This is a genomic window from Kitasatospora sp. NPDC057512, from assembly GCF_042802135.1.
Taxonomy (GTDB): Bacteria; Actinomycetota; Actinomycetes; order Streptomycetales; family Streptomycetaceae; genus Kitasatospora.
Genome location: NZ_JBHVET010000210.1, coordinates 1 through 11,613, shown reverse-complemented (window position 1 = coordinate 11,613; position 11,613 = coordinate 1). Strand labels below are relative to the sequence as shown.

General features: G+C 76.5%; 9 protein-coding genes and 2 pseudogenes. 4 read left to right on the top strand and 7 right to left on the bottom strand.

Annotated elements, in window-relative coordinates; genetic code table 11:
- A pseudogene (locus tag ACFU6K_RS16310) lies at window positions 1-226 on the bottom strand (hypothetical protein); the annotation flags it as partial.
- A 91-nt stretch (window positions 227-317) separates the two neighbouring features.
- Here ACFU6K_RS16310 and sigJ point away from each other — a divergent pair.
- Window positions 318-1,331, top strand: a complete 1,014-nt coding sequence (gene sigJ, locus ACFU6K_RS16305; RefSeq protein WP_380663585.1) for an RNA polymerase sigma factor SigJ — start codon at window positions 318-320, stop codon at window positions 1,329-1,331.
- A 6-nt stretch (window positions 1,332-1,337) separates the two neighbouring features.
- Here the strand turns inward: sigJ and ACFU6K_RS16300 are convergent, their stop codons facing one another.
- The 3 genes from ACFU6K_RS16300 to ACFU6K_RS16290 form a co-directional block, all read right to left on the bottom strand.
- A complete protein-coding gene (locus ACFU6K_RS16300) occupies window positions 1,338-2,525 on the bottom strand; it encodes a saccharopine dehydrogenase family protein (protein WP_380663583.1) in 1,188 nt (395 codons plus the stop codon).
- Window positions 2,526-2,531: 6 nt separating this feature from the next.
- On the bottom strand, window positions 2,532-3,578 hold the full coding sequence (locus tag ACFU6K_RS16295; protein WP_380663582.1) for an alpha/beta hydrolase family protein: 1,047 nt from the start codon (window positions 3,576-3,578) through the stop codon (window positions 2,532-2,534).
- A 99-nt stretch (window positions 3,579-3,677) separates the two neighbouring features.
- On the bottom strand, window positions 3,678-4,898 hold the full coding sequence (locus tag ACFU6K_RS16290) for an MFS transporter (RefSeq protein WP_380663580.1): 1,221 nt from the start codon (window positions 4,896-4,898) through the stop codon (window positions 3,678-3,680).
- 54 nt (window positions 4,899-4,952) lie between these two features.
- On the opposite strand from ACFU6K_RS16290, the gene ACFU6K_RS16285 reads away from it, so the two are divergent.
- Genes ACFU6K_RS16285 through ACFU6K_RS16275 form a run of 3 tightly spaced genes read left to right on the top strand, consistent with a single transcriptional unit; the run spans window position 4,953 to window position 6,886 of the window.
- Window positions 4,953-5,717, top strand: a complete 765-nt coding sequence (locus tag ACFU6K_RS16285; RefSeq protein WP_380663579.1) for an AraC family transcriptional regulator — start codon at window positions 4,953-4,955, stop codon at window positions 5,715-5,717.
- 38 nt (window positions 5,718-5,755) lie between these two features.
- On the top strand, window positions 5,756-6,499 hold the full coding sequence (locus tag ACFU6K_RS16280) for an SOS response-associated peptidase (RefSeq protein ID WP_380663577.1): 744 nt from the start codon (window positions 5,756-5,758) through the stop codon (window positions 6,497-6,499).
- Window positions 6,500-6,520: 21 nt separating this feature from the next.
- A complete protein-coding gene (locus tag ACFU6K_RS16275; RefSeq protein WP_380663576.1) occupies window positions 6,521-6,886 on the top strand; it encodes a nuclear transport factor 2 family protein in 366 nt (121 codons plus the stop codon).
- Window positions 6,887-6,904: 18 nt separating this feature from the next.
- Here the strand turns inward: ACFU6K_RS16275 and ACFU6K_RS16270 are convergent, their stop codons facing one another.
- The 3 genes and pseudogenes from ACFU6K_RS16270 to ACFU6K_RS16260 form a co-directional block, all read right to left on the bottom strand.
- Complete coding sequence (locus tag ACFU6K_RS16270; protein ID WP_380663574.1) at window positions 6,905-8,569, bottom strand: thiopeptide-type bacteriocin biosynthesis protein; 1,665 nt, start codon at window positions 8,567-8,569, stop codon at window positions 6,905-6,907.
- A gap of 18 nt (window positions 8,570-8,587) precedes the next feature.
- Window positions 8,588-10,498, bottom strand: a complete 1,911-nt coding sequence (locus ACFU6K_RS16265; RefSeq protein ID WP_380663572.1) for a TOMM precursor leader peptide-binding protein — start codon at window positions 10,496-10,498, stop codon at window positions 8,588-8,590.
- Window positions 10,495-11,613 (bottom strand): annotated as a pseudogene (locus ACFU6K_RS16260) (hypothetical protein); the annotation flags it as partial. The gene ACFU6K_RS16265 and the pseudogene ACFU6K_RS16260, both read right to left, overlap by 4 nt.

Below are 11,613 nucleotides of genomic sequence, written 5' to 3'. Positions count from 1 at the left end.
GCAGGTACAGCATCGAGGACCCGTACATCACCCGCGCGCCGACGCTGTGCAGCGCCTCGCCGTAGGAGGTGGAGAGCAGCAGGCCGGCCGTGACCGCCTGGAAGAGGATCGCCACGGTCTGGAGCGCCACGGAGGCCCGGAGGAAGATGCCGACACGCAGCCCCGCGGCCGTGTCCGTGGTGTCCGTGGTGTCCGTGGTCGCCTCCGCCGTCGTTCCGATGGCCATGACGCGCTCCCCTCTTCTGCCTCGCGGCAGCTGATCGATAGTGTCCCGCTCATCCGACGACACAGGCCGGCGAAGTGTGAGGCGAGGGTCCATGACGGACGAGCAGACCCGGGGAGCGGCCCCGACCGCGAACACCCCCTCCGTGCCGGACCCGGGCGTGGTCGTCGGTGAGCGGCGGCAGCTGGTCAACCTGGCCTACCGGCTGCTCGGTTCGCTGGCCGAGGCCGAGGACGCGGTGCAGGAGACGTACGCCCGGTGGTACGCGCTGTCCCGGCGGCAGCAGGAGGCCATCGCCTCGCCGGGCGCCTGGCTGACCACGGTCGCCGGCCGGGTCTGCCTGGACCTGCTCGGGTCGGCGCGGGCCCGGCGGGAGCGCTACGTCGGCGAGTGGCTGCCCGAGCCGCTGCCCGACCGCGGCGAGTGGGTCGGCGGCCCGGTCGGCGGCGGGCCGGCCGATCCCGCGGACTGGGTCACCGTGGACGAGTCGGTGACCATGGCCTTCCTGGTCGTCCTGGAGGCGATGACCCCTGCGGAGCGGGTGGCGTTCATCCTGCACGACGTCTTCCGCTACCCCTTCCCCGAGGTGGCCGGGATCGTCGGCCGCACCCCGGCGGCCTGCCGCCAACTGGCCTCCTCCGCCCGCCGCCGGATCAGGGCCGCCCAGGCCCCGGCCACCCCGACGGGCGCGCAGGCCGGGCTGGTACGGAACTTCAAGCAGGCCTGGGAGGCCCGGGACATCGCGGCCCTGGTCGGCCTGCTCGCCCCCGACGCCACGATGACCGCCGACGGTGGCGGCCTGGCCGGCGCCGCCCTGCGCCCGGTGGTGGGCGGCGAGCGGATCGCCCGGTACCTGGTCCACTTCGCCGACCGCGCCCCCGGGCTCACCCTCCTCGAACGGACCGTCAACGGCCGCCCCGGCCTGGTCGCCCGGCTCGGCGACCGCACCGCGACCGTGGCGGCCTTCGACCTGGCCGACGGCCGGATCACCCGCATCTGGGCGGTCCGCAACCCGGCGAAGCTGCGCCCGTGGACGGATCGCGAGGCGGAGCGCGAACCGGAGCACGAACCGGCGCGCGAGCCGGAGCGCGAACCGCACGGCCGCTGAGCGGTCCTACAACTCCTCCACCACCTCCACACCCGGGCACTGCCGCGCCAGGTCGGCGAAGAACCGCTCCCCGTCGATCACCTCCTCCGGCGCGTGCACCCCCGCCGACTCCACCGTCCCGTCCAGCAGTTGGGCCAGCCCCAGGCCCGCCGGGACCCCCGTCGCCTCCGCCATGTCCGCCAGCAGCGCCTCCGCGCCGTCCAGGCGGGCGAGGACCGCGGCCGGGCGGCCGCCGCGGGTGCCGATGGCGGCGGCGAAGAACGGCGGAAGGGTGCCCGGGCCGCGCAGGCGGGGGGCGCGGGCGGCGGCCCGCAGGGTGCGGCGGACGCTGGGGCGGTCCAGGTCGGCGGCGGCGGTCTCGTTGGTCAGTCGTCCGGCGTCGAGGTCGTCGCGCAGCACGTCCAGGTAGGCGGCGGTGCCGACGGACACCACCATCAGGTTGGCCGCGTCGCCGGTGGGCCGCAGACTGCGGTGCAGGGTGACCGGCTCCGGGTGGCCGACGCTGTAGGCGGTGCCGCGGTGCCCGCCGGGCAGGTCGAGGACGACCGGGCGCAGCGGGGGCCGGCGGACCAACCGGCCGTCCTCCACCGCCGTGACGGTGCCGCTGATCTGCTGCATCCAGTGCACGGCGGCGGCCGAGACCGCGCCGTTCGGGTCGCGCACTCCGGTGTCGGCCGGCGAGGAACCGGGCTGGGGGCCGACGTCCACCGGCCAGGCGGTGTACACGTCCGTCAGGGTGTCGAGCCGGGCGGCGGCCCGGGCGGCGAGCAGGTTGCTGACACCGGGGCTGGCGCCCATCCCGAGCACCGCGCGCACCCCGGCGGCGCGGGCCTCGCCGTCCAGCTCCAGCATGGCGACGGTTGGTTCCCAGTCGTCGCAGATGTCCAGGTAGTGGGTACCGGTGCGGATCGCCGCGCGCAGCACGTCGAGGCCGTAGCGGTAGTACGGGCCGACGGTGTTGAGCACGGCGTCGGCGTCGGCGAGGACGGCGTGCAGCTCCGGCCGGTCCGTGACGTCGACCCGGGCCGCGCGTACGGGCACCGTCGAGCCGGCGGCCAGTACGGCGGCGGCGCGGCGGGCGGCGTCGAGGTCGCGGTCGGCGATCACCAGTTCGTGGACGCCGGGGAGGGCGGCCGCGACGCGGGCGGCGACCCTGCCCATCGCGCCGGCTCCGCCGAGGGCGAGCAGTTTCATCGCGGGTCAGCCCCTCGGGTGGTCGGGTGAGGTCGGGTCGAGCGAGGTCAGGAAGTTCCGCATGCCGTCGAGGTAGCCGGGGGTGAACAGCGAGCGCGGTGCGGCGACGGCGAGGAAGGTGCTGCGCAGCTCGGAGTCCTCGACGTCCTTGGGCACGATGTTGTGGGTCGAGTCCGGGAAGCGCAGGACGTGGAGCAGGCCCGGGGTGGTGACGAGGCGGCGGTAGGCGGCCTCGGTGTCGTCGCTGTCGACGTTGACGTCCCGGCCGCCGAGGACGAGTTGCACCGGCACCCGGAGGGCGCCGAGGTCCTCGGTGGCGTCGGAGAGGTGGTTGCGCTTGTTGAACGCCCAGCGCTCGGGGGTGAGCCCGTCGACGTCGCCGCCCGCGGCCCGGTACTGCTCGAAGGTCGAACCGGCCCGCAGGGCGGCCAGGTTGCGGTCGCTGCGGGCGACGGCGGCCGCGGTCTCCGCGGGCGAGGCGTGCCGTTCCCTCAGCTCGGCGAGCAGGTTGTAGCGGCCCTGCTGGAGCCAGTTGACGGCGGTGCCGACGGCGATCACGAACCTGACGTCCGGGGACTGCCGGGCGGCCTTGGGCATCACCCAGCCGGCCTGGCTGGCGCCCCAGAGCCCGATCCGGTTCGGGTCGATGCCGGGCTGGCCCTTGGCCCAGCGGATCGCGGCGAGGGTCTCGTCGACGCGGTCTTGCATGCTCTGGTCCAGCCAGTCGCCGGGGGCGTTGTTCACGCCGGGCTTGTCCCAGGAGAGCGTCGCGTACCCGGCCTTCGCCATGGCCTCCCAGAGCGGCCGGTAGAAGGTGTCGTGGGTGGCGTCCACGGGCCCGTCGCCGTGCACGAACACCACCAGTCCGTACGGCCCGTGGCCGCCGGTGGGGCGGGCCAGCACGCCCTGGAGCGGCTGCCTGCCGCCGGTGACGGTGACCCGCTCCTCCGTGAGGTCGTACTCGTTCTGGTAGACCACCCAGCCGCCCGCGCCGGCCAGCAGCACGGCCACGGACAGCAGTGAGCCCCAGAGCCACCGGCGCCTGCCGAACATCTTCATAGCATTCACTCACCAATCGATCGTTTCTAAAACGACCGTAGCAGATATGAACTCAATGAGGTGATCGTCCGGCCGGCGCCTACCCGGAGGCGGTCACCGCCCGACCGGCGCGGTCCCCGCCTCGGGAGCCACCTGCTCCGCCACCACCGGCTCCGGCAGCGTCCGAAACAGCGCCCAGCTCAGCACCGGCATCAGCACCAGCGGCAGCAACGCCGTACGCAGCGAGGTCGCGTCCGCGAGGCCGCCGATCACCGGGCTCGCCAGCCCGCCGATGCTCACCGTCAGTCCGAGGGTGATCCCGCTCGCCGTGCCGATCCGCGACGGCAGGTAGTCCTGCCCGAGCGTGACCTGTAGGGAGAACGGCACGTACAGGCCGGCCGAGGTCAGCGCCACGAACAGGTACAGCACCGGGCCCGGCACCAGCAGCACCCCGGCCACCGCGACCGCCGCCACCAGGTACGACCAACGGGCCACCGCGACCCGCCCCCACCGGTCCGCCAGCGCGCCGCCCAGCACCGAGCCCACCGCGCCGCCCGCGTACAGCACCACCAGCGCCGCCGTGCCCGCCGCCGGACCGCCGCCCAGGCGCTGGGTGGTGAACAGCGAGAGGAAGGTGCTCAGCCCGACGAACGCGACCGAGCGGCAGACCACCGCCAGCGACAGCCGTACGAAGGCCGCCCGGTCGTCGGCGCCCGGAACCGGCTCCCGCGCCTCCCCGGCCGCCCGCCGCCGCTCCAGCTCGCGCAGCACCGGCAGGCAGAGCGCGGCGCCCGCGAGCGCGGGCAGCGCCAGCAGCGGGGTCAGCCGCAGCCCGCCCGTCCCGACCACGGCGGCGACCAGTAGCGGGGCGGCGGCGAAGCCCAGGTTGCCGCCCAGCGAGAACCAGGCCATCCCCCGGTGGGTGCCCGGTCCGCGCCGCCCGTCGCCCGCCCGGCGCGCCGCCAGCCGGGCCACCCGGGCCGACTCCGGGTGGTAGGCCGCCACCCCGACCCCGGACAGCGCCACGAAGGCCAGCGTCAGCCCGTACGAGCCGCTCACCCCGCTGAGCGCGATGCCAGCGCCGCCCAGCAGCGTGCTGACCGGCAGCAGCCAGGGCAGCGGCCGGCGGTCGGTGAGCGCCCCGAACAGCGGCTGCGCCACCGAGGAGAGCAACGAGGCGGCGAGCACCACCCCGGACACGGCGGCGTAGCCGTAGTGGCGCTCGGCCGCGAAGAACGGCACCAGGGCCGCCACCGCGCCCTGGTAGACGTCCACACAGGAGTGCCCGACGGAGAGCAGGAGGATCGACCTGCGGTCGGAGGATCGTTTCGGCATGCCGCCAGCCTCGGGCCCGCACCCGCTGTCGGACTTCCGATAACCTGCCAGCTGATGCCGAGAACCCGCCACGCTCCCGTAGCGCCGCGCCACACTCCCGTCGCGTCGACCGAGGCCCGCCTGCTGCCCTCCGGCGGCGCCATCGACGCGCACCGGCACGACGACCACCAGATCGCCTACGCCGCCCGCGGCGTGGTGGGCATCACCACCGACGCCGGCTCCTGGGTCGCCCCCGGCGACCGCGCGCTGTGGATCCCGGCCGGCACCGTCCACGCCCACCAGGCCCACGGCGCACTCGAACTCCACCTGGTCGGCCTGCCCGCCGCCGACAACCCGCTCGGCCTCGACCGCCCGACCGTCCTCGCCGTCGGCCCGCTGCTGCGCGAACTGATCGTCGCCTACACCCGCGCCCCCGACCAGGACACCCCCGAACGCGCCCGGCTCCGCGCCGTCCTGCTCGACCAGCTGCGCGCCTCCCCGCAGAGCCCGCTCCACCTCCCCACCCCCGCCACGCCCCTGCTCCGGTCCCTGTGCGCGCTGCTGGAGGCCGACCCGGCCGACGGCCGTACGCTCGCCGAACTCGGCCGCGCCGTCGGCGCCAGCGACCGCACCCTCTCCCGGCTGTTCCGCGCCGACCTCGGCATGACCTTCCCCCAGTGGCGCACCCAGCTGCGACTGCACCACGCCCTGGTGCTGCTCGCCGAGGGCCTGCCCGTCACCACCGTGGCGCACCGCTGCGGCTGGGCCTCCGCCAGCGCCTTCATCGACGTGTACCGCCGCGCCTTCGGACACACCCCGGGCGGGCGCGCGCCGCGCTGAACGCCGCCGTTGTCCGTACCGCGTGGCAGGCTGGGGGCATGTGCGGCCGCTTCGTCTCCACCACCACGCCCCAGGACCTCGTCTCGCTGCTCGGGGAGCTCCGGTGGGACCCGGCCGAGACCTTCGCGCCGAGCTGGAACGTCGCCCCGACCGACCCGGTCCCGGCCGTCCTGGAACGCGTCGACCGGGACACCGGCGAACTGCTGCGCCACCTGCGTCCGCTGCGCTGGGGCCTGGTCCCGTCCTGGGCCAAGGACCCGTCCGGCGGCGCCCGCCTGATCAACGCCCGCTCGGAGACCGTCGACACCAAGCCCGCCTTCCGCAAGGCCTTCACCACCCGCCGCTGCGTGATCCCCGCCGACGGCTACTTCGAGTGGCGCGAGGTCCCCGCCGCCGCCGACCGGAAGAAGTACAAGCAGCCCTACTTCCTCAGCACCGGCGGCCTGATGCTGATGGCCGGCCTCTACGAGTTCTGGCGCGACCGCACCCGCCCCGAGGACGACCCGCTCGCCTGGCTGGCCACCGCCACCGTCATCACCACCGACGCCACCGACGCCGCCGGCCGCGTCCACGACCGGATGCCCCTCACCATCGCCCCCGACGACCTCGCCACCTGGCTCTCCCCCGCCCACACCGACCCCGCCGAACTCCACCACCTGCTGCACAGCCCCGCCGACGACACCCTGCGCGTGCGCGCCGTCCCCACCACCGTCAACAGCGTCCGCAACAACGGCCCCCACCTGCTGGACACCGCCCCGGACCCGCTGGGCCTCGCGGACTGAGGCCGACACCCTGGAGATCCGATGAACGGCACCCCCGTGAGCGTCGTCGAGGCGGCGTTCCGCTGCTACCGGTCGCAGGACCGCGAGGCGGCCCTGCCGCTGTACGCCGAGGACTTCACGTTCACCAGCCCCCAGGACGACCGCATCGACAAGGAGGCGTTCTTCCGCCGGTGCTTCCCCACCGCCGACCGGTTCACGGAGCAGCGGCTGCTGCGGGTGACGCCCGCCGACGAGGAACTCGTCTTCGCCTACTACGAGTACGAGCTGACCACGGGGGGCCGCTACCGCAACGTCGAGGCGATCACGGTCCGGGACGGGCTGATCCGGGAGGTCCAGGTCTTCTTCGGCGGCCGGCAGTCGGCTCCGGGAACGCCCGCGACGCCGTGAACCGACCGCTCCACCGGCCTACTTGATCGCCCGGGCGGTCCCCGGGCGGCCCAGGGGGAGGAGGTACTGGACGGGTTCGCCGAGGTCGTCGAGGCCGAGGAGTTCGTGGGCCAGGTCGTCCTGGAGGCCGCCGAGGGGGGTGGTGCCGAGGCCGAAGGCGGCGGAGGTCAGGAGGAGGTTCTGGGTCAGGTGGCCGGCTTCGAGGAGGCCGAGGCGCAGGGCGCGCAGGCCGTAGCGGCGGCGGAGGTGGGCGAGGTCGAGGTGGACGGCGAGGACGGCGGGGGCCTGGTCGATGCCGATGGCGTCCGGGTCGTCGGCCGGGCGGGAGAGGTAGGAGGAGAGGGCCTTGAGGTCGTCGAGGGCGGGGGCCGGGCCGATCGGGCGCAGGCTGCGGTGTTCGGGGAGGCACTGGTAGGTGCCGGCGGGCAGGCCGTCCACGGCGAGGGCGAGCAGGCGCAGCCGTACGGTGTGCAGGGCGCCCGCGCTGGGGTACGGGCGGTGGCCGGTGTCGGGGTTGGCGGCGTAGGCGGACCAGAGCAGGCCGCCGAGGGTACCGGCGGTGAGCGGGCCGGTCAGCGGGCCCCGGGTGGAGTGGCGGGTGCGCAGGGCGTCGGCGAGGGTGACGGGCGGCAGCGGGTCGGCGGGCAGCGGGAGGTCGCCGGGGCGGGGGCGCGGGGCCGGGTGGTGCGGCAGGTCGCACAGGGCGGTGTCCTCGGGGCGGCCGATCTGGAACTTGCTGCGTTCCAGGTACTGGTGGTCCGGGGCGTGGTGGTCGGCGGGGAAGAAGGTGGCGGGCTGTCCGGTCTCCAGCAGGGTGCGGGCGGCGAGGCGGCAGACCGCCCGCTCCTCGTGGGGGCCGACGCCGAGCCGGTTGAACAGCATGTGCAGCTGGGAGGCCCAGATCCAGGAGAGGCGCTCCTCGGCGTCGGCGGAGGGGGACGGTGAGGGTGCGGCGGCCCGCATCCGGGCGGCGGCCTCGGCGACCCGCGCCGCCCAGTCGGCCAGCCAGGGCGCGGCCGTACCGGCGTCCAGCGCCGTGCGCAGGGCCCGGGCGCGGTGGGCCAGTGCCGTGCGCTGCCGGGCGAACACGGTGTTGACCCGGACGTGCACGGCGGCCCCGGGCAGCGGCCGGAACTCGGTGACCCACCGCCAGGAGGCGGCATGGCGGCGCAGCCAGCGGGAGGCGGCGAGTTCGTCGAGGCCGAGGGCGTGGGCGGTGGTGTGGGCGAGGTCCAGGGCGAGCGGCAGCCGGTCCTCGGGAGCCGCGCGGAGGGCGTCCAGGGCGGCGAGGGCGGTGCGGGTGGAGTGGGTGAACACCTCCTCGGCGATCGGCAGCAGGGCCGCGCCGCCGTAGCGTTCGGTCTCGGGCTGGTACGGGACCTCGGTGACCTCGCCGTGTCCGCCCGCGAAGGGGCCGTCGGGCGGGGTGCGGCGGGCGGCGCGGCGGGTGAGTTCGGCGGCGAGGTCTGCCAGGTGCACCGGCGCCGGGCCCGGGCCGCGCAGGCGGATGCGCAGGTGGGGGCCGCCCTCGCCGTAGCGGATGAAGAACCAGTCGGTACCGGCGAGCCCGGCCATCAGCGGGGCGAGGTCCTCGCTGAGGAAGGCGTCGGCCTCGGGGGCGGTCAGCGGCAGCGCGAGGTGCAGGCTGTGCCAGCGGGCGGCCGGCGGCGCTTGGGTGGTCATCACGGTCCTTCCGGGCGGCTACGGGAACGGGTGCGGGTGGAGCGGGAGTTCGTCGTGCCGCAGGGGCGCCGGGGTGCGGCCGAGGCGGTGCGGGACCTCCAGCAGGCGGGGCAGGCCCCGGGTGCGGCGGTTGGCGTGGCCGAAGGTCATCGGCAGGGTGCCGGGGACGACGACCTTGGCGCAGTGCAGGCCCAGCCGGTCGCGGACGCCGGGTTCGTCCTGGGTGACCGCCAGGACCTCCAGGCCCTCCCCCGCCAGCCGGGCGACCGTCCGCTCCAGCAGCGCGGTGAGGTCGCCGACCGGTGCGGGGGCGCCGGGCCACCGCTCGGTCCAGGGCACCGGGGGCGGGCCGGCGAAGAGGAAGTCGAGGCGGGGCTGCGCCTCGGGCAGGGCGTTGAGGCCGACGTGGTCGTCCAGGGTGACGACCAGGTCGGGGCGGTCCAGCATCGGCCGCAGCCGCCGCAGGTCGCGCGGCCCGCCCGGGGCGGTGGCGCGGTGCGGCGCCTCCTGGGCGTTGGTGACCACCTCGGCGACGGCGGAGCGGATCGCCGCCAGGGGGTCGTGGTGGGCTCCGGCGGCGAGGAAGGTGCGCGGGGCGTCGGGGTGGTCACCGCGGTGGCGGCAGAGGGCGAGCACGGCGGGGATGCCGAGGTCGTTGGTGGCGTCGAGCAGGGTGAGCCGGTAGCCGAACAGCCGGGCGCGGTCGGCGAGTTCGGCGACCCGCGGGTCCTCGGTGGGGACGGCGACGCCGGGCAGCGGGGTGCGGGCGTACCAGGCCATCAGGAAGGCGTCGCGCTCGGCGACCTCGAACAGGCCGTAGAGCGCGGCCTCCTGGGGGCTGTTGCCGAGTCCGCAGCCGTTCGAGGACTCGTAGACCACCCGGGGGCGGTCGCGCCCGGGCACGTCCCAGTAGGCGACGTGCTCCGGGACGGCGACCGGGCGCCGGTGGGTGAGCGACCAGCCGTGCACCCAGTCGAGTACCAGCTCGGGGGTGTACGGAACGGTGGCCACGGCAGGGTGCCCCGGCCGGGCGTCGTCGGGCAGGCCGAGCCGGGCCGGGTCGAGGACGGCCCCGGGCCCGTGCTCGGCGACCAGGTCGGCGTACGAGGCCCGCAGGGCGGTCCGGCGCCCGAGCGGCCGCATGCCCGCGTACCGCTCCACCGCCTCGAACAGCGCGACCCGCTCGCTGGCGCGGAAGTCCGACGCCCGCCCGTAGCCGCCGCCGTCCAGCGCCCGGCCGTCCGTCACCCAGGCGGTGGTGAGGGCGAAGGCCGAGTCCTCGGTGCGGAATAGCCGGCGGACCGGGCCGAACCGCTCGTCGTAGAGTTCGGACCTCAACTGGCCTGTGTTCGTACGGTCGTTGGGGCCGCGCAGGACGGCCGGGTCGGGCAGCGGGCGGGGGGTGGCGGGCAGCCGGGCGGCCTCGGGGGTGTCGGCGGGCAGCGGGTGGCAGACCTCGCAGCCGCCGACCGGGCGGACCCGGTGGGTGGACCAGGTGGCCCGGCCGCCGTGCACCACGTGGACGGTGGCGGCGTGCCCGGTGCTCTCGGCCTGCTCGGTGCTCTCGGCGTCCCCGGCGTCCTCGGCGGCCAGGTCGGCGGCGAGGGCGGTCACCGCCTCGGCGAAGGCCGGGGTTCCGGTGCCGCCGAGCACCAGGGCCGGGCTCTGCCAGGGCACCCGCCCGCCGGCGGTGGCGAGCCGCTGGACCTCGGTGCAGCTCAGGCAGGCGGGCGCCCCGGGGCGGAGGACGGGCCCGACCACCGTCAGCGCGCCGTCCTCGCGCACCGGCACCAGGCGGACGGGGTGCGCCAGGGCGTGCCGACTGAGCCGCTCGGCCAGGCCGAGGGTCCACTCGGCGAGGTGGACGACGGCGGTGCCGCCGGTGGTGGCCAGGGCCTCGGCCGGGGTGAGCACCGGCAGCCCGTTCATGGGCGGCCCTCCCCGGCGACGAGGGCGGTGAAGCCGCAGCCGTCCAGGGCGTCGGCGAACGGGCGGGCCCCGGGGGCGGCGGGCTGCCAGCGGGTCGTCCGCAGACCGGTGAGCCGGACCAGGGCGGCATGCAGGTCCGGTTCCCGGTCGGCGACGTCGGCGAGCCTGTGGTCGGCCCAGCCGGGGTCCGCCCAGGCCGCCGGGGTGCGCCCGGCGGCCGCGAGCGGGGCGGCGGCGCCGGAGAGGGCGGCGTGGTGGGCGGCGGCCAGGCCACCGTCCCGGGCCAGCAGGCGGGTGAGGGCGGCCAGGGCGGCGTGGGCGACCGCGTCGGCGGGGGTGGCCTCGACCGCCCTGGCCCCCTCGGCCTGCGCCAGGTACGCCTGCCCGGAACCCAGTTGACGGATCGTCAGATCCGGTGCGCGGCCGAGCCGGCGGGCCAGGGCTCCGTACCAGTGCCCGGCCTGCGGGTGCTCCCGCCAGGCGGACTCCGGCACCGGGCGGTCACCCCGGAGCGGCCGGCCGAGGACGGCCCAGCGCAGCGCCCGGCCGAGCGCGTGGGACGGGTCGACGCCGACCACCGGCACCACTCCCCCGCCCACCGCCGCCAGGTGCAGTTCGACGGACCGGCAGGCGGCGGCCAGCCGGGCGAGGTCCGTCCGCACCGCACCGGCCGCCAGCGGGCCGGACGGGGTGCCGCAGGAGACCAGGGCCACGGGCAGCTGCGGGAGGTCTCCGGGAGACGGCGCGTCCAGCACGCCCAGCCGGGCGTCGCCGAGGGCGTCCACCCGGCGCAGCGCCTCCGCGAGGTCCCCGGGCGGCGGGACGACGGCCCCGGGGCCCGCCGCCCACGGGCGGTACTCGGCGCGCGGCGGGCGGGCCTCGGCGATCAGGACGGCGGGGCGCCCGGCGAGCAGCCGGGGGTCCTCGGCCGGCTCGCCCGGGTCCGGCAGGTCGGCGACGGCGCAGAGCAGCCGCTGGGCACCGGCGGCGGCGAGCAGCGCGAGGAGCACGGGCGGGGGCCCGGTAGCGGGTTCGGCACCGGCGGCGGGTTCGGCACCGAGGGCGGGTTCGACACCGGGGGCGGGGGCGGCGCCGGCGCCCAGCCGGGCGGCGAG

What these genes read in the sequence shown, in the direction of transcription:
- sigJ (WP_380663585.1), top strand. Translation starts at nt 318, where the DNA reads ATGACGGACGAGCAGACCCGGGGAGCGGCCCCGACCGCGAACACCCCC.
- ACFU6K_RS16300 (WP_380663583.1), bottom strand. Translation starts at nt 2,525, where the DNA reads ATGAAACTGCTCGCCCTCGGCGGAGCCGGCGCGATGGGCAGGGTCGCC.
- ACFU6K_RS16295 (WP_380663582.1), bottom strand. Translation starts at nt 3,578, where the DNA reads ATGTTCGGCAGGCGCCGGTGGCTCTGGGGCTCACTGCTGTCCGTGGCC.
- ACFU6K_RS16290 (WP_380663580.1), bottom strand. Translation starts at nt 4,898, where the DNA reads ATGCCGAAACGATCCTCCGACCGCAGGTCGATCCTCCTGCTCTCCGTC.
- ACFU6K_RS16285 (WP_380663579.1), top strand. Translation starts at nt 4,953, where the DNA reads ATGCCGAGAACCCGCCACGCTCCCGTAGCGCCGCGCCACACTCCCGTC.
- ACFU6K_RS16280 (WP_380663577.1), top strand. Translation starts at nt 5,756, where the DNA reads ATGTGCGGCCGCTTCGTCTCCACCACCACGCCCCAGGACCTCGTCTCG.
- ACFU6K_RS16275 (WP_380663576.1), top strand. Translation starts at nt 6,521, where the DNA reads ATGAACGGCACCCCCGTGAGCGTCGTCGAGGCGGCGTTCCGCTGCTAC.
- ACFU6K_RS16270 (WP_380663574.1), bottom strand. Translation starts at nt 8,569, where the DNA reads ATGACCACCCAAGCGCCGCCGGCCGCCCGCTGGCACAGCCTGCACCTC.
- ACFU6K_RS16265 (WP_380663572.1), bottom strand. Translation starts at nt 10,498, where the DNA reads ATGAACGGGCTGCCGGTGCTCACCCCGGCCGAGGCCCTGGCCACCACC.